This is a genomic window from Cupriavidus alkaliphilus (genome assembly GCF_014191175.1).
GTDB classification, from domain to species: Bacteria; Pseudomonadota; Gammaproteobacteria; order Burkholderiales; family Burkholderiaceae; genus Cupriavidus; species Cupriavidus alkaliphilus.
Window position 1 is genome coordinate 24,789 of record NZ_JACHWE010000014.1, and the last position, 23,330, is coordinate 48,118.

Here is a 23,330-nt window from a genome sequence, read left to right on the forward strand (position 1 = left end):
AACCACTGGCAGGAGAAATCACATGGTCCATTACAAGACCCGCCGGGTCGTGCTTGCCACGGGCGGCCTGCTGGCCGCGCTGGCCGCCGCCACGGCCTTCCTGTGCGTCCGTCCGGCGATCCCGGCGGCCGAAGCCGCGCAATCGGGCACCCTGGGCGCGGCCGCCGCCGCGGCGGCAACGCTGGCGCTGGATTCGGGCGCGCTGTTCACGCTGGCGGACCGCCATGCCGGCGATGCCATGCGCATCGCCGACAGCGGCGCGCCGCCGGACGGCGCCGAGGGCCTGGACTGGGACTACGTCCAGCTGCGCCTGTAAGGGCGGCGTCATGCCACGCCATGCAAAAGGCCGCGCACGTGCGCGGCCTTTTGCATGCTGGGTCGGTTCAGCGCTTGCGCGTCTTCAGCGAGATACCGGCCGCTTGCCGAGCTTGCGCTGCAAGGTGCGCCGGTGCATGTTCAGCGCCCGCGCGGTGGCGGAGATATTGCCGCCGTGCTCGGCCAGCACGCGCTGGATATGCTCCCACTCCAGCCGCGCCACCGACAGCGGCACCGGTTCTTCCAGCGCGGCCTGCGCCGCGTCTTCCGACACGCCCGCCATCAGCGCGGTCAGGATCGAATCGACATTGGCCGGCTTGGCCAGGTATTCGTCGGCGCCCTGCTTGACCGCTGCCACCGCCGTGGCGATGCTGGCGTAGCCGGTCAGGATCAGGATGCGCGCGTCGGGCAGGGCCTGGCGCAGCGGCGCCACCAGCTGCAGCCCGGACTCGGCGGGGGCGGTGCTGCCGGCTTCGGGCGGTGGCTCCAGGTGCAGGTCCAGCGTGACGTAGGCAAAGTCGGTGCGCGCCGCCAGCGCCAGCGCGGTGCGGCCGTCATGCGCCACCGCCACGGCATAGCCGCGGCGCGTCAGCGCGCGCGCCAGCGCGCCGGCAAAGACTTCGTCGTCGTCGATCACCAGGAAGGGCGTGCCGGCCGGCGCGGTGGCTTCGGGTACCGGGGTGAAGGGTTCGGTCATAAGGCAGAAGGCACGGTGGCGGCGGCAGCCGCCGAGCTGGAAAGCGTGGAGAGCGCGGGCAGGCGCAGTTCGGCGACGGTGCCGCCGCCCGGGCGGTCATGCCAGGCGAGTTCGCCGCCCATCTGCCGGGCGGCGCTTTGCGCCAGGTACAGCCCGATGCCCTGGCCGCCGTGCTGGCTGGCCACCGGGGTCTCGCCGAGCTGGCCGCGCAGCGCTTCGGGGATGCCGTCGCCATGGTCGGCGACGCGGAACGACAGCCACGGCGCGGTGTTGCCCGGGGCCATGGCGATCTGCAACTGCAGCGGCTGCGCGCCGCGCCCGGCGGCCTGCTGGCTGCGCGCGGCGTTGTCGAGCAGGATGGTCAGGATCTGGCCCACGCGCGCGGTTTCCACCTCCTGCGCGCCTGCGCCCGGCGTGGCCACGGCCTGCAGGCTGGCATTGGGATGGCGCAACTGCCAGCGTTCGGCAAAGGCCGGCAGCCAGCCGTCGATGCGCTGCGGCGCCAGCGTGGCCGGGTCTTCGCGTAGCCGCGCCAGGGTCGAGCGGCACAGCGCCAGCTGCTGCTCCATGGTCTGCAGGTCGGGCAGGTAGCCGCTGATGGCGGCGGCGCCGCGACCGGCGTCGGAGGCATCGGCGCGCAGCTCGCCGGCAATCACCGCCAGCGTCGCCAGCGGCGTGCCGATTTCATGCGCGACCGCGGCGGCCTGGCCGTTCAGGTCTTCGACGCGCGCTTCGCGCAGCAGTTGCTCGCGCGCCAGGTTCAGTTGTGCCTCGCGCTGGCGCAGCACCCCCGACAGGCGCGCCACGAACAGCGCGATCATCACCGCGCTGGCGACAAAGTTCAGCCACATGCCGGCCAGGTGGTAGGTCACCGCGTTGTCCGGGTTGTGCAGGTCCAGCGGCACGTATTCGATCAGCAGCACCGTGTAGCAGGCCAGCGCGTACAGCGCCAGTGCAATCACCTGGCGCCACGGCAGGATGGCGGCGGCGATGGCCAGTCCCGGCAGGTAGAACGAGACGAACGGGTTGGTGGCGCCGCCGGTATAGAACAGGATCGCCGACAGCGCGGTCAGGTCCACCAGCAACTGGCCCATCAGCTCGGCCTCGCCGGGCGCGCTGTTGCGCCGCGTGTGCTGGCGCAGCCGCAGGCCGGTGAGCAGGTTGAACAGCGCCTGCAGCCCCAGCACCACCAGCAGCGGCGTGTAGGGCAGGCGGATGCCGGCAATCGGCTCGCACACCAGCACGGTCAGCGCCTGTCCGCCCAGCAGCGCCCAGCGCAGCCAGAACAGCCGGCGCAGCGTCACCTGGCCGTGGCGCGCCGAACTGCCGGCCGGCAGGGGCGACAGGAACGGGAATTCAGGCAGGCGGGTCACGGCTGGGGCGGGGCGCATGGCGCGAGTGTATCAATGCCGCCGCGGGGCGCCGGCGCGTGCGACACCTTGCCGCATTGGCGGGCCGCCGCGGCGGCTGCCAGACTGGCTGGTTGCGCGGTCGAGCGCGCGTGGCCGGCGGCCACGCCGGCCTCAGGCAGGGCCGTCCTCGCCATGGTCTAATGTCTGCTTTCAGGAGAGCCTTTGATGCAAGCCAAGTTCCGCCCGGCCACGCTGGCCGCTTCCTTCGCCCTGGCCGCCACGCTGGCATCGGGCGCCGCGCTGGCCCAGGTCGATGTCAGCAACGCCTGGGTGCGCGGCACGGTGCCGACCCAGACCGCCTCCGGCGCCTTCATGGTGCTGCACGCGCACCAGGACGCGAAGCTGGTCGGCGTGTCGTCGCCGGTGGCGGCGGCCGAGCTGCACGAGATGAAGATGGAAGGCAACGTGATGCGCATGCGCCAGATCAAGTCGCTGGACCTGCCCAAGATGCAGAACGTCGAACTGAAGCCGGGCGGCTACCACGTGATGCTGATGGACCTGAAGGCCCAGCTCAAGCCCGGCGACACCGTGCCCATCACGCTGAAGATCGAGCAGGGCGGCAAGGTGGTCGAGCAGAAGGTCACGGCCGAAGTGCGCAGCATGGTGCCGGCTGCCGCCGGCGGCCACGCCGGCCACGGCGACCACAAGCACTGAGCAACAACTGACGCGGCGGGGCGGCTGGCTCCGCGCCGTCAGCCGCGCAGGCTGATCGGCTCGTCCGCCTCCGGGCTCGACGCCGCCGCCAGCACGCGCTCGCGCAGCCAGGCGTGGGCGGGATCGGCCTCGGTGCGCTCGTGCCAGATCATGCTGAAGGTGAAGTCGTCGAGCGCGAACGGCGGCGCGAACACGGCGTAGCGCGGGTCGTCCTCGAGCGCTGCCAGGCTGCGCCGGGCGGTGGTCAGCACCAGGTTGGTCCCGGCGATCAGCGCCGGCGCCACGCTCCAGTGCGGCACCACGCAGGCGATCTTGCGCCGCCCCCCCAGTTTGGCCACGGCCGTGTCGATGGCATCCATGCGTTCGCTGTGCGTGGCGACCAGCACGTGCGAGCGCGCCAGGTAGGCCACCTGGTCGAGCCGGCCGGTATCGCGCACGGTCGCGGCATCGACCGCGCAGGCATAGCTTTCGCGAAACAGCTCGGCCGACTGCACGCCTTCGGGCTGGTGGCTGAACACCCCCAGCGCCATGTCGATCTCGCCATCGGACACCTGCGCGGTCATGCCTTCGCGGCTGGCCTGCGACACCACCAGGTCGATATTGGGCGCGGCCTTGCGCACCGCGCGCAGCAGCCGCGGCAGCACCACCAGCGCGCCGTAGTCGGACATCGCCAGCCGGAAGCTGCGCCGCGCGGTCGCCGGCTGGAAGCCGCTCGGCCCCAGCAGGATGCGTACCTGCGCCAGCGCCTCGGCCAGCGGCCCCGACAGCTCGTGCGCGCGCGCGCTCAGCACCAGACCGCCCTTGCCGCGCACCAGGATCGGATCATCGAGCAGTTGCCGCAGGCGCCCGAGCGCATGGCTGACCGCCGGCTGGCTCAGGTGCAGCCGCAGCGCGGCGCGGGAGATATGGCGCTCCGCCAGCAGCGCTTCCAGCACCACCAGCAGGTTGAGGTCGATTCCGCGTAGGCTATTCATTCGGCGAATATTAAACGTACGAAAGCAGAATTGGAAATTCGCAAAGCGATATTTCAAACTGCTGGCATCGCATCTTGCCCTATGGAGCGCGCCATGTCAGGCACCCAGCTGTCGTTTTCGATCCCGTCATCGCTCTGGCTGCCGCTTGGCACCGCCGTGCTGGCCGGTGCCGCGATCCCGTTCCAGGCCGGAGCCAACGCCACGCTCGGGCGCATGCTCGGCCATCCGCTGTCGGCGACGCTGGTGTCGCTGGTGGTCAGCCTGGTGGCCCTGCTGCCGGTGCTGTGGCTGATGCGGGTGCCGCTGCCGTCGCCGGCGGCAGTGGCCCAGGCGCCGGCCTGGCTGTGGAGCGGCGGGGTGCTGGGGGTGTTCTATATCTCGGCCGCGCTGATCATGGCGCCCCGGCTGGGCGCCGCCGGCTTTATCGCCGCGGTGGTGGCCGGGCAGGTGCTGGCGGCACTGCTGGTGGACCAGTTCGGCCTGGCCGGGTTTGCGGTGCGCGCGCTGACGCCGGCGCGGGTGGCCGGGGCCGCGCTGATCGTGGCCGGGATGCTGGCGATGCAGTGGGACAGCGGGGCGGCAGCCGGGCCGGCGCGTCAGCCGGCCGCCGGATCGGGAGCGGAATCGGGCGCGGAATCGGGGGTGGAATCCGGCGCCTGAGCCGCCTGTCGCCGGGCCGCCAGGCAGGCCGGACACAGGCAGTGCTGGCCCGGCACGATCTGCCGCGCCGGCAGCAGCGGCTGGCTGGCGCACCAGCACTCGGGCAGCCCCGCCACGTAGCCGCAGACGAAGCCGGCGCCGCAGCGGCTGCAATGTTCGACCGGGCGCAACTGCCCGGTCAGCACCGCGGCGGCGTCGCTCATGGCTGCCTCCGCGGTGCTGGCGGGATGGACAGATTTCGGTCAGGCGAGCGGCGGATGACGGCGGACATGATGGCAAGGATTCGGGAACACTGCGCCGCGGCACCGGCCAAATCGCTGAGAGGTGGCCGGGAAGCGGGCAAGGAAGCGAGCCGGGAACGCGGCGCGCCTGTTGCATGGACGGAACGCGCTGGTGCCCCGCAGGCCGCTTGCGGCCGGTTCGCCGCGCCCCGTTGGGCCGGCGCGCTTTCGCCCCGCGCGGTTTCTTGTAAAATCGGCGCCTGCCGTGGCCGGATGGCGCACTTTCGGGCGATCCCCGGGGGCGATCCGTCGGGCTTCCCCCCCGGGGACGCAGCGGCTTAGCCATCATACCTGTTGATACTCACGGATGTCCCCCATGAACGCCGACAACCCTGGGCCTGCCGCGACCGCGGTGGCCGCCATCGCTCCCGCACTGAAGGCCGAGATCCTCGCCGAGGCCCTGCCGTATATCCGCAAGTTCCACGGCAAGACCATCGTGGTCAAGTACGGCGGCAATGCCATGACCGAAGAGAAGCTCAAGCACGGCTTCGCGCGCGACGTGATCCTGCTGAAGCTGGTCGGCATGAACCCGGTGGTGGTGCACGGCGGCGGCCCGCAGATCGACGAGGCGCTGAAGAAGGTCGGCAAGGTCGGCACCTTCGTGCAGGGCATGCGCGTCACCGACGAAGAGACCATGGAAGTGGTCGAGTGGGTGCTGGGCGGTGAAGTCCAGCAGGACATCGTGATGCTGATCAACCAGTACGGCGGCCAGGCCGTGGGCCTGACCGGCAAGGACGGCGGCCTGATCCGCGCCAAGCGCCTGCAGATGCCCGACCGCGAAAACCCGGGCGCGTTCATCGACATCGGCTACGTCGGCGATATCGAGGCGATCAACCCGGCGGTGGTCAAGGCGCTGCAGGACGACGCCTTTATCCCGGTGATCTCGCCGATCGGCTTCTCCGACGACGGCCAGGCCTACAACATCAACGCCGACGTGGTCGCCGGCAAGATGGCCGAGATCCTCAAGGCCGAGAAGCTGGTGATGATGACCAACATCCCGGGCGTGATGGACAAGAAGGGCAACCTGCTGACCGACCTGTCCGCGCGCGAGATCGAGGAACTGTTCGCCGACGGCACCATCTCGGGCGGCATGCTGCCGAAGATTTCGTCGGCGCTGGACGCGGCCAAGAGCGGCGTGCATTCGGTGCACATCATCGACGGCCGCATCGAGCATTCGCTGCTGCTGGAAATCCTGACCGAGCAGGCCTTCGGCACCATGATCCGCTCGCACTGAGCGGACCCCCGCAGCGGCGCCGGCCCCGGCCGGCCGCTCCGGCATATCCCACCACCCTCCGAGCTGCCCGGCGTGCCTTCCAGTCTTCCCTCACCGCGCCGTGTCCGCGCTCGCCTCCGCCGCCGTCCCGCGGGCGATACCTCGGGCGGCACGGTCTGGCTGTTCGATCTCGACAATACGCTGCACGACGCCTCGCACGCGATCTTCCCGGCGATCAACCGGCTGATGACCGCCTACGTGGCGCGCGTGCTCGGCTGCGACGAGGCCACCGCCAGCCGCGTGCGCGTGGACTACTGGCAGCGCTACGGCGCCACGCTGCTCGGCATGATCCGCCACCACGGCGTCGACCCGGCGGATTTCCTGCGCGCCGCGCATGAATTCCCGGCGCTGGCCGAGATGGTGCGGGTACGGCGCGGACTGGCCACGCACCTGCGGCGCCTGCCCGGGCGCAAGATCCTGGTCACCAACGCACCGCAGGACTATGCGCGCGCGGTGCTGGAGATCGCGGGCATCCGGCACTGCTTCGAGCGCGTGGTGGCGATCGAGCAGATGTGGGTGCACGGCCACCTGCGGCCCAAGCCGGACCGCCGCATGCTGCGCCGGCTGCTGGCGCAGGCGCGCATCGCGCCGCATCGCGCGGTGTTGGTGGAAGACACCGTGTCGCATCTCAAGCGCTACGCCGGCACCGGCATCCGCACCGCGTGGGTGACCGGCTACCTGCGCACGGTCGCGCCTTCGCGTCCCCATGTGGTGCCCGCCGCGCCCGCCGCCGCACATGACGACGGCAGCCGCCGCGACGCCGCGGTGCGCTCGACGCTGCAGGCCGAGGACCGCCGCCATGCCGGCCACGCGGTGCAGGAGCGCTCGGTAACGCTGGTGGCGGCCGAGACCCAGGCGCCGCAGGCGCAGCCCGGCAACGTGCCGCGCGTGCGCGCGCGCGTGCCGAACCGGCCGGCCTATGTGGACATAAAAGTACAATCGATGCATCAACTCCAACGACGAATGCGGAGAACCGGGTCATGACGCAAAGCAACGGGCGCGAACCAGAGGCGGTCATCACGGGCAGCGCGCAGGACGCCGACCAGCAGCCGGCGCTGCCGGCGCGCAAGCGTCCGCGCCCCGGCGAGCGCCGCGTGCAGATCCTGCAGACGCTGGCCACCATGCTGGAGCACCCGCGCGGGGAGAAGATCACCACCGCCGCGCTGGCCGCGCGCCTGAGCGTGTCCGAGGCCGCGCTGTACCGGCATTTCGCCAGCAAGGCGCAGATGTACGAGGGGCTGATCGGCTTTATCGAGCAGACCGTGTTCGGCCTGATCAACCAGATCACCGACAAGGAAGAGCACGGCCTGCGCCAGGCGCACGCGATCGTGCGCATGCTGCTGTCGTTCGCGGAAAAGAACCCCGGCATGACGCGCGTGCTGACCGGCGAAGCCCTGGTGGGCGAGCACGAACGGCTGCAGGAGCGCATCAACCAGGTGGTGGACCGCATCGAGGCCTCGCTGCGCCAGTGCCTGAAAGTGGCCGTGACCCAGGCCGCGTTTCCCGCGGATGCCGATATTCCCGCGCGCGCCGCGCTGATCATGGCGGCGGTGCAGGGCCAGTGGCACCGCTATGCCAAGAGCGGTTTCCGCAAGTCGCCGTCGGACCATGCCGAGGCGCATCTGCGCGTGCTGCTGGGCTGAATGCAACCTGCCGTGCCGATTGCTCTATAATTGCCCGGTCGCGCCGATTTGATGACTGGCTTGCGGGCGCGCGGCAGCCAAGGACAGGGTCCGATGGCTTGCCACTATAAATGCGGCTAAAGAGGTTGGGTCGGCGCCCCATGCCACCACGGCAGTGGATGGCGCCGGCACGCGGAATCCCTCAAGGAATCCAGCGAATCCCGACTTGGCTGCGACGCTTGATACGCAAATGCCGGTCGGGTTTTTTTATGCCCGTTCGCCACGGGCCGGATTCCATGACTGATGTCGCCCTGCCGACCGCCGCGCCTGCCGCGTTCGACCTGCCGCCGGATTCGGTCGGCGTGGTCGCGCCGCAGCGCATGCACTTTGCCGAGCCGCTGAAGCTGCGCAACGGCTCGTCCATCGCCGGCTACGACCTGATGGTCGAGACCTACGGCACGCTCAACGCGGAGCGCTCCAACGCCGTGCTGGTCTGCCACGCGCTCAACGCCTCGCACCATGTCGCCGGCGTCTATGCCGAAGACCGGCGCGACGTGGGCTGGTGGGACAACATGGTCGGTCCCGGCAAGCCGCTCGATACCAACCGCTTCTTCGTCATCGGCGTCAACAACCTGGGCTCGTGCTTCGGCTCGACCGGGCCGATGAGCCTGAACCCGGCCACCGGCGCGCCCTATGGCGCGGCCTTTCCGGTGGTTACGGTGGAAGACTGGGTCAATGCGCAGGCGCGCGTGGCCGACGCCTTCGGCATCACGCAGTTTGCCGCGGTGATGGGCGGCAGCCTGGGCGGCATGCAGGCGGTGGCCTGGAGCCTGATGTACCCGGAGCGCCTGCGCCACTGCATCGTGATCGCCTCCACGCCCAAGCTGTCGGCGCAGAACATCGCCTTTAACGAAGTGGCGCGCAGCGCGATCCTGTCGGACCCGGACTTCCACGGCGGCAACTACTACGCGCACGGGGTCAAGCCCAAGCGCGGCCTGCGCGTGGCACGCATGATCGGCCATATCACCTACCTGTCGGACGAGGACATGGCCGAGAAATTCGGCCGCGAGCTCAAGAGCGAGGACATCCGCTTCTCGTTCGACGTCGAGTTCCAGGTGGAAAGCTACCTGCGCTACCAGGGCGACAAGTTCGCCGAGTACTTCGACGCCAACACCTACCTGCTGATCACGCGCGCGCTCGACTACTTCGATCCCGCGCTGGCCCATGGCGGCGACCTGACGCGCGCGATGGCGCAGACGCAGGCCAGCTTCCTGGTGGCCAGCTTCGGCACCGACTGGCGTTTCGCGCCCAGCCGCAGCCGCGAGCTGGTCAAGGCGCTGCTGGACAACAAGCGCCCGGTCTCGTACGCCGAGATCGACGCGCCGCACGGCCACGACGCCTTCCTGCTCGACGACCCGCGCTATCACAACCTGATGCGCGCCTACTACGACCGCATCGCCCAGGAGATCGGCGCATGAACGCCCTGGCCAATCCCAATATCCTGGCGCTGCGCCCCGACTTCCGCGCCATTGCGCGCTGGATCGAACCCAATTCCACCGTGCTCGACCTCGGCTGCGGCGACGGCAGCCTGCTGCGCGTGCTGCAGGACGAGCTCGAGGTGCAGGCCTACGGCATCGAGATCCGCGACGAAGGCGTGCTGGCCTGCGCGCAGAAGGGCGTGCATGTCATCCAGCAGAACCTGGAAGGCGGGCTGGCGCTGTTCGAGGACAAGAGCTTCGACACGGTGATCCTGTCGCAGACGCTGCAGACCATCCACAACACCGCGCAGGTGCTGCGCGACACGTTGCGGGTGGGGCGCGAGTGCATCGTCTCGTTCCCGAACTTCGGCTACTGGCCGCACCGGCTGTCGGTGTTCCGCGGCCGCATGCCGGTGTCGGAATCGCTGCCTTACCAGTGGTACAACACCCCCAACGTGCGCGTGCTGACCATCAGCGACTTCGAAGCGCTGGCCCCCAAGGTTGGCCTGCGCGTGATCGACCGCGTCGTGATGCACGAGGGCGTGACCGTCAACTGGGGCGTCAACTGGCGCGGCAGCCTGGCGGTGTACCGGGTCTGCGCCGCCTGAGCCGGGTGAGCGGGGCGAGCGGAGTGAGCGCCTAGCCCGGCAGCGCGCCGGCCTGGTATTGCGCCGCGAACTCCGCCGACGGCGGGATCGGCTTGATGATGTCGATCAGCACGCCGTTGGGATCGGCGGTGATGAAATGCCGCTGGCCGAAGGCCTCGTCGCGCAGCGGCTGCAGGATCGGCAGCCCGGCCGCGTGCAGCCGCTCATGGACGGCATCCGGGTCCTCCACCTCGAAGTTCAGCAGCAGTCCCTGCGCGCGCTGGCCGCGGGCGGGCGCGGGTATGGTCTGGTGGCTGCCGTCGAGCACGGCGAGGTTGACCGACGGTTCGTCCGCCCGCTGCAGGTGGACGTACCAGTCGCTGGCGAACAAGGCCGTGAAGCCGAAATGCTGCTGGTAGAACGCGGCCGTCCCGGCCACGTCGGCGGTCATGATGACCGGGTAATAGCTGGTGACTTTCATGCGGGGCTCCTGGTCAAAAAATACATGCAGACTGTATGTAAATCGATATTAAGATACAGGCTGCATGTTTGCAAGGAACCCGAACGTGGCCCGCACCAACCGTGAACGCACCGAAGCCACGCGCCAGGCCCTGGCGGATGCCGCCCGCGCCCTGTTCATCAGCCGCGGCTACGCCGAGACCTCGACGCCCGACGTCTGCGCCGCCGCCGGCATCACGCGCGGCGCGCTGTACCACCATTTCGCCGACAAGCGCGACCTGTTCCGCCACGTGCTGGCCGCGGAAGCCGCGGCTGTCGCCGCCGATATCGAAGCCGCCACACCGCCGGGACGGGATCCTGCCGAGGCGCTGCTCGGCGGGGCGCAAGCCTATCTGCAGGCGATGACGGTGCCCGGACGTACCCGCCTGCTGCTGGTGGAGGGGCCGGCGGTGCTGGGATTGCGCGAGATGCTGGCCCTCGACGAGGCCAACGCGGCCCGCACCTTGCGCGAGGGGCTGGAGGCGGCGGGCGTGGACGCCGGCGGCGTGGCGCCGCTGCTGTCGGCGGCCTTCGACCGCGCCGCGCTGGAGATCGAGGCCGGCGCCGATGCCGGCCGCGTGCGCGACGCGATGCTGTGGCTGCTGCAGCGGGTGCTAGGGCAGGCAGAGAGGTAGCACCCCGCGCACCAGCGGATCCTCAACGCGGCGCGTCGCCGGCGCTGGCAGCCAGGTGGTCGACAAAGGCCCGCACCTTGGGCGGGACGTGCCGCGTCGGCGTGTACACCGCGTACGCCGTGCCGATGTAGGGTTCGAGGATGTCCCAGTCGCCCAGCACGGTGACGACCCGGCCCCGCTCCAGCGCATCGCCCAGCGAGAAATCCGGCACCAGCCCGATGCCGGCATCGCGCTCGACCATGCTCATGATCGCCAGGCTGTTGTTCAGGGTCAGGCGCGGCGGGATGCGGACCTCCACCTTGTCGCCGCCGGCGTGGTGGCGCAGCGTCCAGCGCTCGCCGAAGTTGCCGTAGCCGAGGTAAAGGCAGCGCGCGGCGGGCAGCTCGGCCGGCGTGGCCGGCGCGCCATGGCGCGCCAGATAGCCGGGCGAGGCCACCAGCCGGTAGCGCACCTCGCGCAGCGGGCGCGCCGCCAGGCCGGGGGCCAGTTCGCGCGCGATGCGCACGGCCACGTCGAGACCCTCTTCGACCAGGTCGACCATGCGGTCGGCCAGCGTCAGCTGCAGGTCCAGCCCCGGGTATTTCGCCAGCAACGGCGGCAGCCGCGGCGCCAGCCAGGCTTGCCCGAACGACACCGGCGCGCTCACGCGCAGCACGCCGTGCGGCGCGCCGCCGTGTTCGCCGGCGAGCGCGGTGACTTCGCGCGCGGCGGCGCTCATGCGCGCGCAGGCGGCGTAGACCGACTGGCCCAGCTCGGTCAGCGCGAACGCGCGCGTGGTCCGCTGCAGCAGGCTCGCGCCAAGCCGGGCCTCGAGCCGGGAGACATGGCGGCTGACCGCCGACGGCGTCATGCCAAGATCCTGCGCGGCAGCCGAGAAGCTGCCGCACTCGACCACGCGCGCAAACACCGCCATCGCATTGAGTGGCGCATCCAGCATGCCGTATCTCCTGTCTTTGACCTGTCGTCAAATACTAATTGAGTTGCCGCCACATTGTTGACTTCCGTGACGAGTGGAACAATGCGGCCATTGGCTAAACCGGAGTTCCTCATGCATTCGCAACAATCCAAGCCGGGTGGCACCTGGCGCATGGCCGCCGCCATGGTGCTGTCGGGCACCATCGGCTGGTTCGTGGTGACCAGCGGCCAGCCGCCGCTGGATGTGGTGTTCTTCCGCTGCCTGTTCGGCGGCGCCGCGCTGCTGGGCGTGCTGACCTTGCAGCGCGGCTGGGTGCGGATGTCCCGTGCCCAGGCCGGCTGGCTGGTGCTGGGCGGCATCACGCTGGTGCTCAACTGGCTGGCGCTGTTCTCGGCGTACGCGTACAGCGGCATTGCCATCGCCACGGTGGTCTACCACACCCAGCCGTTCTTCCTGCTGCTGCTGACGTCGGTGCTGCAGCGCGAGCCGTTCCCGTTCGCGCGGCTGCCATGGCTGGTGCTGGCCTTTGCCGGCGTCATGCTGATCACCGGGCTGGAGCCCGGCGCCGGCGGCGCGTCGATGCTGGCCGGCATCGGCCTGGGCCTGCTGGCAGCATTGCTGTACGCCGTGACGACGCTGGCCACGCGGCGGCTGCAGGCAATCCCGCCGGGACAGATCGCCGGGCTGCAGATGGTGCTGGGGGTGCTGATGCTGGCGCCGCTGGCGCATCCGGCGGCGGGCAGCTATGGCGGCGCCACCTGGGCAGCGCTGCTGGCGCTCGGGCTGGTGCATACCGGCGTGATGTACACGCTGCTGTATGGCGCCTTCCAGCGGCTGTCGGTGGTGTCGATCGCCACGCTGTCGTTTATCTACCCGCTGGTGGCGATCGTCATCGACGTGATGGTGTTCGGGGTGGTGCTGGGGCCGCTGCAGGTGGCCGGCATGGCGCTGGTGCTGCTGGGCGTGGTTGCCAACCAGCTCGGCTGGGCGCTGCCGTTGCGGCGGCGGGCGCAGGGATGACGCGAGGCATGGTCGGGCACGGCCGGGCACACGGCTGCGCTTGACCGGAGTGCTGACTACGGTTAGTGTAGGCAGCTAGCGAACGATCGTTCTATTCCAACGAGACCAGCCCTGCTTCCGCCATGTCCACTGCGCCCCAGATCCACGCCTGCGCTGCCGCCAGCCAGCTCCATCCCTTCGACGACGCGCTGGCGCTGGTGCCGGCCGGCGAGCACCGTTTCCAGGGCCGCACCACGCCGGCGTACTGGAACATGATCGGCCCGTTTGGCGGCATCACGGCCGCCACGCTGCTGCAGGCGGCGATGGACCACCCGCAGCGCCTGGGCGAGCCGGTCTCGCTGACCGTCAACTTTGCCGGCCCCATTGCCGAGGGGCCGTTCGAGATCGAGGCGCGTCCGGTCCGCACCAACCGCTCGACCCAGCACTGGACCCTGGAACTGCGCCAGGGCGATGCCGTGGCCACCACCGCCACCGCGATGTTCGCGGTGCGGCGCGACACCTGGGCCTGCGGCGAAGCCGTGATGCCGGAGGTGCCGGCCGCCGACGCGCTGCCGGCCATGGGCGGGTTTGCGCCGGTGCGCTGGCTCAAGGCCTACGACATGCGGCCGGTGCGCGGCGCCAAGCCCATCGCCGAGGCCGGCACCGAACACCCGGACAGCCTGACCCAGTTCTGGCTGCGCGACGCGCCGGCGCGCACGCCGGACTTTGCCGCGGTGGCGGCGTGGGCCGACAGCTTCTACCCGCGCATCTTCCTCAAGCGCGCGGGCTTCGTGCCGGCCGGCACGGTGTCGATGACCACGTATTTCCATGCCGATGCGGCCACGCTGGCAGCGCTGGGCGACAGCCATGTGCTGGCCAGCGCGCAGGCGCAGGTGTTCCGCCATGGTTTCTTCGACCAGCGCGCGCAGCTGTGGAGCGCCGCGGGCGAGCTGATCGCCAGCTCGCACCAGGTCGTCTACTACAAGGAATAAGTCAGGCCGCTCAGGCCACCGCTTCGCGCGCCTGCGCCTCGTAGCGGTGCACGGTGTGGCGCATGGCCCAGAGCAGCATCACGCCGGGCAGCGCCACCGCCACGGTGCCGAGATAGAACGGCGCCCAGCCCCAGGCCTCGACCATATAGCCCGACGTCGGCCCCACGTAGACCCGGCCCACCGACGCCAGCGCCGACAGCAGCGCGTACTGCGTGGCCGAGAACGAGCGGTTGCACAGCGTCATCAGCAGCGCGACGAAGGCCGCCGTGCCCATGCCGCCGCACAGGTTCTCGACCGCGATGGTCGCGCCCATGGTCCACAGGTGCGGCGGGGTTACCGCCAGGATCCAGTAGCCCAGGTTCGACACGGCCTGCAGCACGCCGAACAGCATCAGCGAGCGGTACAGGCCCAGCCGCACCATCAGCGTGCCGCCGAACAGCGCGCCGAGGATGGTGGCGGCCAGCCCCAGGGTCTTGTTGACGATGCCGACCTCGCCCGCCGAGAAGCCCGCGCCGCGGATCAGGAAGGTGGTCGACAGGCTGCCGGCGAAGGCATCGCCAAGCTTGTACAGCACGATCAGCAGCAATAGCCACCAGGCGCCCGGGCGCGCGAAGAAGTCGCGCAGCGGGCCCACCACCGCCTCTTCCAGCGAGCGCGGCGCGCGCGCGGGCACGTCGGGTTCCGGCGCCCACAGCAGCGTCAGGATGCCCACGCCCATCAGCGCCGCCATCAGCAGGTAGGTCTGCTGCCAGCCCAGCACGCGGTCCGCCAGCCACAGCGCCAGGCCGCCCGAGACCAGCATCGCCAGCCGGTAGCCCAGCACCTTGACCGCGGCGCCGGCGCCGCGCTCGGCCGGGCGCAGCACGTCGGTGCTGTAGGCGTCGAAGACGATGTCCTGCGAGGCCGACAGGAACGCCACCAGCGTGGCCAGTGCCGCCAGCATCCACAGTGCCTGCTGCGGCGGGCAGAACGCCATGCCCGCGATGCCCAGCACCAGCCCGACCTGCGTCACCAGCAGCCAGCCGCGCCGGCGCCCCATCAGCGGCGGCGTGTAGCGGTCCATCAGCGGTGCCCACAGGAACTTGAAGATATAGGCCTGGCCCACCAGCGAGAAAAAGCCGATGGTCTTGATATCCAGCCCTTCGACCGTCATCCACGCCTGCAGGGTGCCGGAGGTCAGCGCCAGCGGCAGGCCGGAGGCGAAGCCCAGCATCAGCATGGCGCCGATGCGGCGGTTGCGGAAGATATCGAGATAGGTCTGGAAATTCATGGATGGGGCGGCCGTGTGCCGCCCGCGCGGCTGCGCGGGCGCCGTGTATTATTGCACCACCTGTTTGCCACTCTCCGATTGCGCCCAAGGAATCGTCCATGCGTCGCCGCCTGCAAGGTGTTCAAGGTCCCTCCCGACTGCGGCTGGCCCGTGCGCTGGCGCTGGCCGCGGTCGTGCTGCCGCTCGGCTGGAGCGCACCGGCGCCGGCGCAGCCGCAGGACGGCAGTGCCGGCGGCATCCGGCTGAACCCAGGCGGCTCGGCGGTGCGCAACATCGTACCGGCCGAGGTGATCGAGCAGCAGGCGGTGCAGGAGTACGATCAGCTCAAGCAGGAGGCCATCGCCAAGCGCGCCCTCGCGCCCGATAACCACCCGCAGCTGGTGCGCCTGCGCGCCATCGGCAAGCGGCTGCTGCCGCAGACCGCACGGTGGAATGAACGGGCGCGCCAATGGCAGTGGGAGATCAACCTGATCGGCTCGAAGCAGGTCAACGCCTTCTGCATGCCGGGCGGCAAGATCGCCGTCTATACCGGGCTGCTCGACCAGCTCAAGCTGACCGACGACGAAGTCGCCATGGTGATGGGGCACGAGATCGCCCACGCGCTGCAGGAGCATGCGCGCGAGCGCGCCGCCAAGTCCGAGATCACCAACCTGGGCGCGAACGTGATCTCGCAGCTGTTCGGCTTCGGCAACCTCGGCAATATGGCGTTGGGCACGGGGGCGCACCTGCTGACGCTGCGCTTCTCACGCTCGGACGAGTCCGAGGCGGACCTGATCGGCATGGACGTGGCCGCGCGCGCCGGGTACGACCCGCGCGCGGCGGTGTCGCTGTGGCAGAAGATGGGCAAGGTCTCGCAGTCCGGGGCCGAGTTCCTGTCGACCCATCCGTCCGGGCGCAGCCGCATCGCCGACCTGGAGAAGCATCTGCCCGAGGTGCTGCCGCTGTACGCGCGCGCGATCCACACCACGGTCGACAAGCTGCCGCCTTACCGCCCCAATATGGCGGGGCTGGGCGATGCGCCGGTGGATGCCGGCGACGAGGACCGGCAAAAGCCGCTGAAGCGCTGAACGGCGTTTTGGCGCCCCGCGCCGCCTTCGGGGCATCGCCCTGATGGCTTGAAACCGGCGCCGGGACAATGCGACAACCTTAGGGGACCCGCATGAGCCTGAACCGCATGAGCCCGTCGGAGCAGCGGGCCGCGTATATGCTGATCTTCGCCGGCTGCGAGGCCGAGCCGGACCGCTTTACCAGCGACCTGCCGGTCAGCTCCGAAGTCTGGCTGCTGTATGCGTCCGGCGAATCGTTCGAGGTGCCGCGCGGCCTGCTGCTGACCCCGCACCACGGCGCCGGCATTGCCGCGCTGCGCGCCGCGGTGCTGCGGCGCCTGCCGGCGCTGGCCGATCCGGCAGCGGACGAAGCTGGTGCGCGCTTCCTTGCCGCCAATGAATCCCACCTGCTGGCGCAGATCGATTTCTTCGACATGCTGCGCCTGCTGCCGCTCACCGCCTGGTGGCAACGCGAGGTGCGCGTGCCGATGGCCGCCATCAGGTGGACACCGGCCGCGCGCAGCGCGCTGGCGCTGAGCCTGACCGGCGATGCGCTGGTGCGCTGGCTGGGCGAGTCGGTGCTGGCCCATGTCGGCAGCGAGGCGGCGCTGGCGCGCTTCAAGGACATCGGCTACACCGCGGCGCGTACCCGCTTCGGCGGCCTCGCCGCGCCGGCCGGGCAGGCGCTGGGACGGCTGGTCAATGTCGCCGCGCAGTACGTCGCGCTGACGCTGCTGGGCCTGCGCGACGACAGCTTCCCGCCCGGGGGCCTGACGCGGCGCGTCACGCAGGCCAGCCGCCAGGTGCTGGAGACGCTGTGGGACTGCCTGCGGCAGGATCATGCGGAGGCCGCCACGCCAGCTGCAGGCATCGCCGCAGGAATGGCTGCCGGGGATGTCGCCGATGCCGCCGCCATCGCCCCGCTATGGCGCATCTCAGTCAACCGGCCGGCCGAGCATGCGGTGTTCGCCTCGCGCAAGACCGTAAAGGCCGATGCGGCCATCCGCGTGTTCGATATCGGCGGGCAGGGCGTGCGCTGGGCGGTGATCGATTCCGGCATCGATGCGCGCCATCCGGCCTTCTTCGATCCGCTAAAGCTGGACGGGCCGCTGCCGGTGCGCGACGGGCTGATCGCGCCGCGCCTGTCGCGCGTGGTCAGAACCCTGGATTTCACGCGCCTGTCGGCGATCACCAGTGGCCGCCTGCCACCCATGCCCAAGGGCAAGCGCGGCCCCGGCGAGGCCGAGCTGCGGCAGCGTGTCGCCGCGATTGCCGAGGACCTGGCCCATGGCCGCATCATCGACTGGTCGGTGATCGAGCCCCTGCTCGAAATCAGCCACGATGACCCGGCCCAGTATGTGGCGCCCGGCGGCAGCCACGGCACGCATGTGGCCGGCATCATCGGCGCCGGCTGGCCGTCGTCGGCCTACCTGGTGCGGCCGGACCCGATGCCGCTGCCGCCCGAGCTGGTGGAGGCCGGCGAGGTCAGCGGCATCTGCCCGCGCATCGAACTGCTCGACCTGCGCATTTTCGACGCGCAGGGCCGGGGCGACGAGTTCGGCATCCTGGGTGCGCTGCAGTACGTGCGCTGGCTCAACCAGAGCCGCGACCGGCAGTCGGTGCACGGCATCAACCTGAGCGTGGCGCTGCGCCACGACGTACGCAGCTACGCCTGCGGCAGCACGCCCGTGTGCGTCGAGTGCGACCGCCTGGTGGCCAGCGGCGTGATCGTGGTGGCGGCGGCGGGCAACTACGGCTACGACGAGGCCTTCGCCGCCGAACACATGGGCGCCGGCTTCCGTGGCCAGACCATCACCGATCCCGGCAATGCGCGCGCCGTGATCACGGTGGGCGCGACCCACCGCACCGATCCCTACCGCTTCGGCATCTCCTACTTTTCCAGCCACGGCCCTACCGGCGATGGCCGCATCAAGCCCGACCTGGTCGCGCCGGGGGAGAAGATCACCTCGACCGTGCCCGGCGGCACGCTGGCGTCGATGGACGGCACCAGCATGGCGGCGCCCCATGTGTCCGGCGTCGCGGCACTGCTGCTGTCGCGCAACAATGAACTGATGGGCCAGCCCGAGACCGTCAAGACCATCCTGTGCGCCGCCGCCACCGACCTGGGGCGCGAGCGCGCCTTCCAGGGGGCCGGGCTGGTCGACGCGCTGCGCGCGCTGCAGCGCGTGTAAGCGGCGGCCGCGAGGTCCAACAAAAAAGCCGGCAGTGCCGGCTTTTTTTGACGTGCGGGAACGGCAGGCTTCAGGCGCGCAGTCCGCTGGCCTCGTCGGCGCCCACATGCACGTTCATGCATTGCACCGCCGCGCCGGCCGCGCCCTTGCCCAGGTTGTCCAGGCGCGCCACCAGGTTCAGGCGCTCGGCATTGCCGAACACGAACAGGTCGACGCGGTTGGTGTCGTTGTTGGCCTGTACATCGAAGAAACCGCCGTCGAGGTTGTCGGCGCTGTTGTACGGCATCACGCGCACGAACTGCTCGCCTTCGTAGTGCTGGCGATAGATCTCGACGATCTGCTCGGCGCTGACCTTGCGCGCCAGACGCTCGGTGAACACGGGCACCGTCACCGCCAGGCCCTTCAGGAAATTGCCGACGATGGGGTTGAAGATCGGCGCCTGCGTGAGGCCAGCCTGCACGCGCATTTCCGGCAGGTGCTTGTGCTCCAGGCCCAGTGCGTACGGGCGCGGGCTGTCCAGCTTCGGGTTACCGCCGGCTTCGAACTCGGCAATCATCGACTTGCCGCCGCCGCTGTAGCCGGTCAGCGAGAACGCCGAAAGCGGGTAGTCGGCCGGCAGCACGCCGGCATCCACCAGCGGACGCACCGCCAGCACGAAGGCGCTGGCATGGCAGCCCGGCACCGCGATGCGCTTGCTGGCGCGGATCTTGTCGCGCTGGCCACGCGCCAGTTCGGGCAGGCCGTAGGCCCAGTTGTCGGCGGTGCGGAATGCCGTGCTGGCGTCGATCACGCAGGTGTTGGGGTTGGTCACCAGCGACACCGCCTCGCGCGAGGCCACGTCGGGCAGGCACAGGAAAGCGACGTCGGCGGCGTTCAGGAAGCGTGCTCGTTCGGCCGGGTCCTTGCGCTTGTCTTCGGCAATGCGCAGCAGTTCCACGTCGGCACGACCGGAAAGATAGTCAAGCAGCCGGAGACCGGTGGTGCCTTCCTGACCATCGACGAACACTTTGAAAACCATGGCTGACTCGCTCTTTGAAATGCGGGAATGCGAAACCTCTCCTGCCAGGCGCAGGGGCGAACCCGCATTGTAGCGGGGATGGGGGCCTGTCGCAGGGGTTTGTACCGATTGGAGTCCTGCGCTTTGGCACAGTTCGCGGCTTGCGGGATTTAACCTAGTAGGTTAGTTTACATGGAGAAGGGGACGGCGCATTACCCGCTGAGGCGGAGTCGGGAGCTTCTGGCGGCACGCCGCGTCAGGTTCACGCACAGCGCGCGTGGCGGAGCCACGGCGATCGGACTGGATATGGCCGGTATGGTCGACGTGATTGCTGCGTTGTGTCCGGCCGACTTCTACAAGAGCATGACGACATACGCTGACCACACCGTCTGGCAGGACGTCTACCGTCCAGTCACTCGGCATGGCGGGCTGTATCTGAAGCTGACGGTAACCGAAGACCTGCTGGTCGTGTCATTCAAGGCCAGATGAAAGGACCTTTGCGATGAAATGTCCCGAGTGCGGTGCGGCCGAACTGGTAGCAGATGTGCGCGATATCCCTTACACGTATCGCGGCGAAACCACCATGCTGGAGAAGGTGCGCGGCGATTTTTGCCCGGTTTGCGGCGAGTCGTTGACGGACTGGGCAGAAAGCGACCGTGTGATGAAGCTGATGAATGCGTTCAACCGCGACGTCAATGCCGCCTTTGTCGATCCGGCCTATATCACCGGCGTGCGCAAGAAGCTCTGCCTCGACCAGCGCGAAGCCGCCGAGATCTTTGGCGGAGGCGTCAATGCATTCTCCCGCTACGAAACCGGCAAGACCAAGCCGCCGCTGGCCCTGATCAAGCTACTGAAGCTGCTTGACCGCCACCCTGAACTGCTCGATGAAGTCCGGGCGGCGTGAGCGCCCTCCGCTCACAGCGGAAAGTTATAGTCGATCGACAGCGGCGCGTGGTCGCTGAATTTCTCGTCCTTGTAGATCGAGCATAGCTGCGCCGTGTCGGCGATCTTCGGCGTGGCCAGGTGGTAGTCGATGCGCCACCCGACGTTCTTGGCATAGGCCTGGCCCCGGTTGCTCCACCAGGTGTACTGGTCCGGCCGTGGGTCCAGCTTGCGGAACACGTCGACATAGCCGTGCACGTCGAACAGCTCGCCGATCCAGGCGCGCTCTTCCGGCAGGAAGCCTGAGTTCTTCAGGTTGCCCTTCCAGTTCTTGATGTCGATTTCCTTGTGCGCGATGTTGACGTCGCCGCACAGCACGATCTCGCGCCCGCTCGCCTTCAGCTGAAGAAGGTGCGGCAGGAACGCTTCCATGAAGCGGAACTTGGCCAGTTGGCGTTCCTCGCCGCTCGAGCCGGAAGGCACGTACACCGAAATCACCGCCAGGTGCGGATACTGCACTTCCACATAGCGGCCCTCGCTATCGAATTCGGCATTGCCGAAGCCGGTGAGGACCCGCTCGGGCTTATGGCGCGTGTAGAGCCCGACACCGCTGTAGCCCTTCTTCTCGGCGTAATGGAAGAAGCCGTGATAGCCATGTGGCGCCAGGAACGCTTCCGTCATGTCGGCGGCCTGCGCCTTCAGTTCCTGCACGCAGACCATGTCTGCGTCCTGCTTGCCCATCCAGTCGAAAAAGCCCTTCTTCGACGCGGAGCGGATGCCGTTGAGGTTGGCGCTGATAATCCGTAACATTCGGGGAAATTTTGAATTCAGAGAGAAATGATGACGCAGCAGAACTCGCCCGCCCTTAGTGCAGATAACGCTGGCAATGACCTCAGCCAGACCTTTATTCGCTTTGCGCTCGACGCGGGCGTGCTGTCGTTCGGCGAGTTCGTCACCAAGGCCGGCCGCAAGTCGCCTTACTTCTTCAATGCCGGCCTGTTTAACCAGGGCGGCATGCTGGGCCAGGTGGCGCAATTCTATGCGAAAACCCTGCTGGCCTCGGGCGTGCAGTTCGACGTGCTGTTCGGGCCGGCGTACAAGGGCATCACCCTGGCGTCGGCGACGGCGGTGGCGCTGGCCGGCATGGGACGTGATGTCGGCTTCGCCTACAACCGCAAGGAAGCCAAGGACCATGGCGAGGGCGGCACGCTGGTCGGGGCGAAGCTGCAGGGCAAGGTGGTGATCGTCGACGACGTGATCTCCGCCGGCACCTCGGTACGTGAGTCGGTGAACCTGATTCGCGCGGCCGGCGCCGAGCCCGCCGCGGTGCTGATCGCGCTGGACCGCATGGAAAAGAGCGGCACCGCCGAGCAGGTCGGCACCCATTCGGCGGTGCAGGACGTGCAGCGCGAATTCGGCATCCCGGTGATCGCCATCGCCAGCCTGAAGGACCTGCTGGCCTATCTCGATGCCTCGCAGGATCCGGCGCTGGGCGCCTCGCGCGAGGCGGTGGCGACCTATCGTCAGCGCTACGGCGTCTGAAACCGTTGTAGAGGTCTGGTGCGGCAGGCAGCGCCAGACACTTGGCCGGTAGGCACACGGCTGACTTTCTGACTGGGAGGGAGCGCGGCGTGGCGGCAAAGGAGCGGCAGGAACGGGCAGTGCGGCAGGCGGCAACGCCGTCCCCAACGGCGGATTCCGCCGACAACGGCGAGTCGCTGGCCGAGCGCGGAGCCCAGGTGCGGCCGCGCAAGCCGGTGCGCCAGGCCGCCAAGGCCCCCGACCGGCCCGCGCACGAGGCCTACGCCGTGCGTGCGCTGGTGCTGCAGGGCGGCGGTGCATTGGGCGCCTACCAGGCCGGCGTGTACCAGGGTCTCGCCGACGGCGGCATCTTTCCCAACTGGGTCGCCGGCATTTCGATCGGTGCGTTGAACGCGGCCATCATCGCCGGCAACCCGCCGCAGCGCCGGGTGGAGCAGCTGCGGGCGTTCTGGGAACACATCTGCGCGCAGCCGTGGCTGCCCAGCCTGTCCTACACCTGGTTTGCCGACGAAGCGGCAAGCTGGCCCGAGCCGATGCGGATCTGGTTCGACGGCCTGCACGCGGCGCGGGCCATGCTGGAGGGCCAGCGCGGCTTCTTCCAGCCGCGCAGCTGGCCGGCGCTGATGTCGCGCTACTCGGACCCCACCCATGCCAGCTTCTACGACACCAAGCCGCTGAAGGCCACGCTGGAGCGCTTTGCCGACTTCGACCTGATCAACCATCGCCCCGACCTGATGCGGGTCTCGGTGGGCGCGGTCAACGTGCGCACCGGCAACTTCGCCTACTTCGACAATACCCGCGACAAGCTCTGCCCCGAGCATTTCATGGCCTCGGGCGCGCTGCCGCCGGGGTTTCCGGCGGTGGAGATCGATGGCGAATACTACTGGGACGGGGGGCTGGTCTCGAATACGCCGCTGGCCGAGGTGCTGACCGCGCAGCCGCGGCGCGACGCGCTGATCTTCCAGGTCGACCTGTGGAGCGCGCGCGGCAAGCTGCCGCACGACCTGATCGATGTGGCCGAGCGCCAGAAGGACATCCAGTATTCCAGCCGCACCCGGGCCATCACCGACTATATGCGCGAGCAGCAGAACCTGCGCCGCATGCTCAACGAGGTGATGGCGCTGGTGCCGCAATCCAGGCGCGACAACGACTGGTACCGCCGCGCGGCCGAGCAGTCGTGCGATGCGCGCCGCAACGTGATCCAGCTGATCTACCGCGACAAGTCGTTCGAGAACCTGGCCAAGGACTACCAGTTCGGCCCGCTGACCATGCATGAGCACTGGACCAGCGGGCTGGAAGATATCCGCCAGACGCTGCGCCATCCGCAATGGCTGGCCATGCCCAGCCGCGAGCAGCCCTTCGTCACGCACGACGTGCATCGCGGCAACGGCGGCTGAGCCCGGCCGGC

Annotated in this window: 26 protein-coding genes; 17 read left to right on the plus strand and 9 right to left on the minus strand. The window is 69.3% G+C overall.

The genetic code is table 11. The features are described 5' to 3' along the window. The first annotated feature begins 22 nt into the window (after positions 1–22). Positions 23–316: a hypothetical protein gene (locus FHX60_RS27245; RefSeq protein WP_092317863.1), complete on the plus strand. Its 294-nt coding sequence runs from the start codon at positions 23–25 to the stop codon at positions 314–316. 84 nt (positions 317–400) lie between these two features. Here the strand turns inward: FHX60_RS27245 and FHX60_RS27250 are convergent, their stop codons facing one another. Continuing rightward, a complete protein-coding gene (locus FHX60_RS27250; RefSeq protein WP_183285169.1) occupies positions 401–1,012 on the minus strand; it encodes a response regulator transcription factor in 612 nt (203 codons plus the stop codon). Further along, complete coding sequence (locus FHX60_RS27255) at positions 1,009–2,403, minus strand: ATP-binding protein (RefSeq protein ID WP_183285170.1); 1,395 nt, start codon at positions 2,401–2,403, stop codon at positions 1,009–1,011. Before FHX60_RS27255 ends, FHX60_RS27250 begins: the two co-directional genes overlap by 4 nt. A gap of 186 nt (positions 2,404–2,589) precedes the next feature. Between FHX60_RS27255 and FHX60_RS27260 the strand changes: the two genes are divergently transcribed. Next, positions 2,590–3,078, plus strand: coding sequence for a copper chaperone PCu(A)C (locus FHX60_RS27260; protein WP_092317854.1), 489 nt, complete (start codon positions 2,590–2,592; stop codon positions 3,076–3,078). Positions 3,079–3,116: 38 nt separating this feature from the next. Here FHX60_RS27260 and FHX60_RS27265 read toward each other — a convergent pair whose 3' ends face one another. Beyond that, complete coding sequence (locus FHX60_RS27265) at positions 3,117–4,052, minus strand: LysR family transcriptional regulator (protein ID WP_112777345.1); 936 nt, start codon at positions 4,050–4,052, stop codon at positions 3,117–3,119. A gap of 93 nt (positions 4,053–4,145) precedes the next feature. On the opposite strand from FHX60_RS27265, the gene FHX60_RS27270 reads away from it, so the two are divergent. Further along, positions 4,146–4,712, plus strand: a complete 567-nt coding sequence (locus FHX60_RS27270; protein WP_183285171.1) for a DMT family transporter — start codon at positions 4,146–4,148, stop codon at positions 4,710–4,712. Here the strand turns inward: FHX60_RS27270 and FHX60_RS27275 are convergent. Beyond that, positions 4,649–4,915, minus strand: coding sequence for a cysteine-rich CWC family protein (locus FHX60_RS27275; protein ID WP_183285172.1), 267 nt, complete (start codon positions 4,913–4,915; stop codon positions 4,649–4,651). The genes FHX60_RS27270 and FHX60_RS27275 overlap by 64 nt on opposite strands. A 394-nt stretch (positions 4,916–5,309) precedes the next feature. On the opposite strand from FHX60_RS27275, the gene argB reads away from it, so the two are divergent. The 5 genes from argB (at position 5,310) to metW (ending at position 9,974) form a co-directional block, all read left to right on the plus strand. Further along, on the plus strand, positions 5,310–6,227 hold the full coding sequence (argB, locus tag FHX60_RS27280) for an acetylglutamate kinase (RefSeq protein WP_039008462.1): 918 nt from the start codon (positions 5,310–5,312) through the stop codon (positions 6,225–6,227). 72 nt (positions 6,228–6,299) lie between these two features. Continuing rightward, the gene (locus FHX60_RS27285) at positions 6,300–7,250 is read left to right on the plus strand and encodes a pyrimidine 5'-nucleotidase (RefSeq protein ID WP_183285173.1); all 951 of its coding nucleotides are present in this window, start codon (positions 6,300–6,302) and stop codon (positions 7,248–7,250) included. Beyond that, positions 7,247–7,909: a nucleoid occlusion factor SlmA gene (gene slmA / locus FHX60_RS27290; RefSeq protein ID WP_112777343.1), complete on the plus strand. Its 663-nt coding sequence runs from the start codon at positions 7,247–7,249 to the stop codon at positions 7,907–7,909. Before FHX60_RS27285 ends, slmA begins: the two co-directional genes overlap by 4 nt. Positions 7,910–8,184: 275 nt before the next feature. Further along, positions 8,185–9,366 (plus strand): homoserine O-succinyltransferase MetX, encoded by a 1,182-nt coding sequence (gene metX, locus FHX60_RS27295; RefSeq protein WP_183285174.1) that lies wholly within the window; start codon positions 8,185–8,187, stop codon positions 9,364–9,366. Further along, positions 9,363–9,974 (plus strand): methionine biosynthesis protein MetW, encoded by a 612-nt coding sequence (gene metW, locus FHX60_RS27300; protein ID WP_116308494.1) that lies wholly within the window; start codon positions 9,363–9,365, stop codon positions 9,972–9,974. Before metX ends, metW begins: the two co-directional genes overlap by 4 nt. A gap of 31 nt (positions 9,975–10,005) precedes the next feature. Here the strand turns inward: metW and FHX60_RS27305 are convergent, their stop codons facing one another. Then, on the minus strand, positions 10,006–10,434 hold the full coding sequence (locus FHX60_RS27305) for a VOC family protein (RefSeq protein WP_183285175.1): 429 nt from the start codon (positions 10,432–10,434) through the stop codon (positions 10,006–10,008). A gap of 85 nt (positions 10,435–10,519) precedes the next feature. On the opposite strand from FHX60_RS27305, the gene FHX60_RS27310 reads away from it, so the two are divergent. Then, positions 10,520–11,086: a TetR/AcrR family transcriptional regulator gene (locus FHX60_RS27310; RefSeq protein ID WP_512698857.1), complete on the plus strand. Its 567-nt coding sequence runs from the start codon at positions 10,520–10,522 to the stop codon at positions 11,084–11,086. A 22-nt stretch (positions 11,087–11,108) separates the two neighbouring features. Here FHX60_RS27310 and FHX60_RS27315 read toward each other — a convergent pair whose 3' ends face one another. Continuing rightward, positions 11,109–12,023: a LysR family transcriptional regulator gene (locus FHX60_RS27315; RefSeq protein WP_112777339.1), complete on the minus strand. Its 915-nt coding sequence runs from the start codon at positions 12,021–12,023 to the stop codon at positions 11,109–11,111. Between the two features lie 111 nt (positions 12,024–12,134). Between FHX60_RS27315 and FHX60_RS27320 the strand changes: the two genes are divergently transcribed. Continuing rightward, positions 12,135–13,022 (plus strand): DMT family transporter, encoded by an 888-nt coding sequence (locus FHX60_RS27320; protein WP_112777338.1) that lies wholly within the window; start codon positions 12,135–12,137, stop codon positions 13,020–13,022. A 122-nt stretch (positions 13,023–13,144) separates the two neighbouring features. Then, positions 13,145–13,993, plus strand: coding sequence for an acyl-CoA thioesterase (locus FHX60_RS27325; protein ID WP_183285177.1), 849 nt, complete (start codon positions 13,145–13,147; stop codon positions 13,991–13,993). 10 nt (positions 13,994–14,003) lie between these two features. Here the strand turns inward: FHX60_RS27325 and FHX60_RS27330 are convergent, their stop codons facing one another. Continuing rightward, entirely contained in the window at positions 14,004–15,263 is a 1,260-nt protein-coding gene (locus FHX60_RS27330; RefSeq protein WP_092317819.1) for a muropeptide transporter, read from the minus strand. A 98-nt stretch (positions 15,264–15,361) separates the two neighbouring features. Between FHX60_RS27330 and FHX60_RS27335 the strand changes: the two genes are divergently transcribed. Beyond that, positions 15,362–16,330, plus strand: coding sequence for a M48 family metallopeptidase (locus FHX60_RS27335; protein ID WP_112777336.1), 969 nt, complete (start codon positions 15,362–15,364; stop codon positions 16,328–16,330). Positions 16,331–16,422: 92 nt separating this feature from the next. Next, a complete protein-coding gene (locus FHX60_RS27340) occupies positions 16,423–18,501 on the plus strand; it encodes a S8 family peptidase (RefSeq protein ID WP_183285178.1) in 2,079 nt (692 codons plus the stop codon). Between the two features lie 70 nt (positions 18,502–18,571). Here FHX60_RS27340 and argC read toward each other — a convergent pair whose 3' ends face one another. Continuing rightward, positions 18,572–19,519 (minus strand): N-acetyl-gamma-glutamyl-phosphate reductase, encoded by a 948-nt coding sequence (gene argC, locus FHX60_RS27345; RefSeq protein ID WP_183285179.1) that lies wholly within the window; start codon positions 19,517–19,519, stop codon positions 18,572–18,574. A 171-nt stretch (positions 19,520–19,690) separates the two neighbouring features. On the opposite strand from argC, the gene FHX60_RS27350 reads away from it, so the two are divergent. Next, the gene (locus tag FHX60_RS27350; RefSeq protein WP_183285180.1) at positions 19,691–19,987 is read left to right on the plus strand and encodes a type II toxin-antitoxin system MqsR family toxin; all 297 of its coding nucleotides are present in this window, start codon (positions 19,691–19,693) and stop codon (positions 19,985–19,987) included. A gap of 13 nt (positions 19,988–20,000) precedes the next feature. After that, complete coding sequence (locus FHX60_RS27355) at positions 20,001–20,402, plus strand: type II TA system antitoxin MqsA family protein (RefSeq protein ID WP_183285181.1); 402 nt, start codon at positions 20,001–20,003, stop codon at positions 20,400–20,402. 11 nt (positions 20,403–20,413) lie between these two features. Here the strand turns inward: FHX60_RS27355 and FHX60_RS27360 are convergent, their stop codons facing one another. Continuing rightward, positions 20,414–21,190 carry an exodeoxyribonuclease III gene (locus tag FHX60_RS27360; RefSeq protein WP_092317801.1) on the minus strand — a complete coding sequence of 259 codons (777 nt, stop codon included), beginning with the start codon at positions 21,188–21,190 and terminating at the stop codon, positions 20,414–20,416. 27 nt (positions 21,191–21,217) lie between these two features. Here FHX60_RS27360 and pyrE point away from each other — a divergent pair, with 27 nt between their 5' ends. Both pyrE and FHX60_RS27370 read left to right on the plus strand, forming a co-directional pair. Then, positions 21,218–21,922: an orotate phosphoribosyltransferase gene (gene pyrE, locus FHX60_RS27365; protein WP_183285182.1), complete on the plus strand. Its 705-nt coding sequence runs from the start codon at positions 21,218–21,220 to the stop codon at positions 21,920–21,922. Positions 21,923–22,011: 89 nt separating this feature from the next. Next, on the plus strand, positions 22,012–23,319 hold the full coding sequence (locus FHX60_RS27370; protein ID WP_183285183.1) for a patatin-like phospholipase family protein: 1,308 nt from the start codon (positions 22,012–22,014) through the stop codon (positions 23,317–23,319). Positions 23,320–23,330 lie beyond the last annotated feature (11 nt).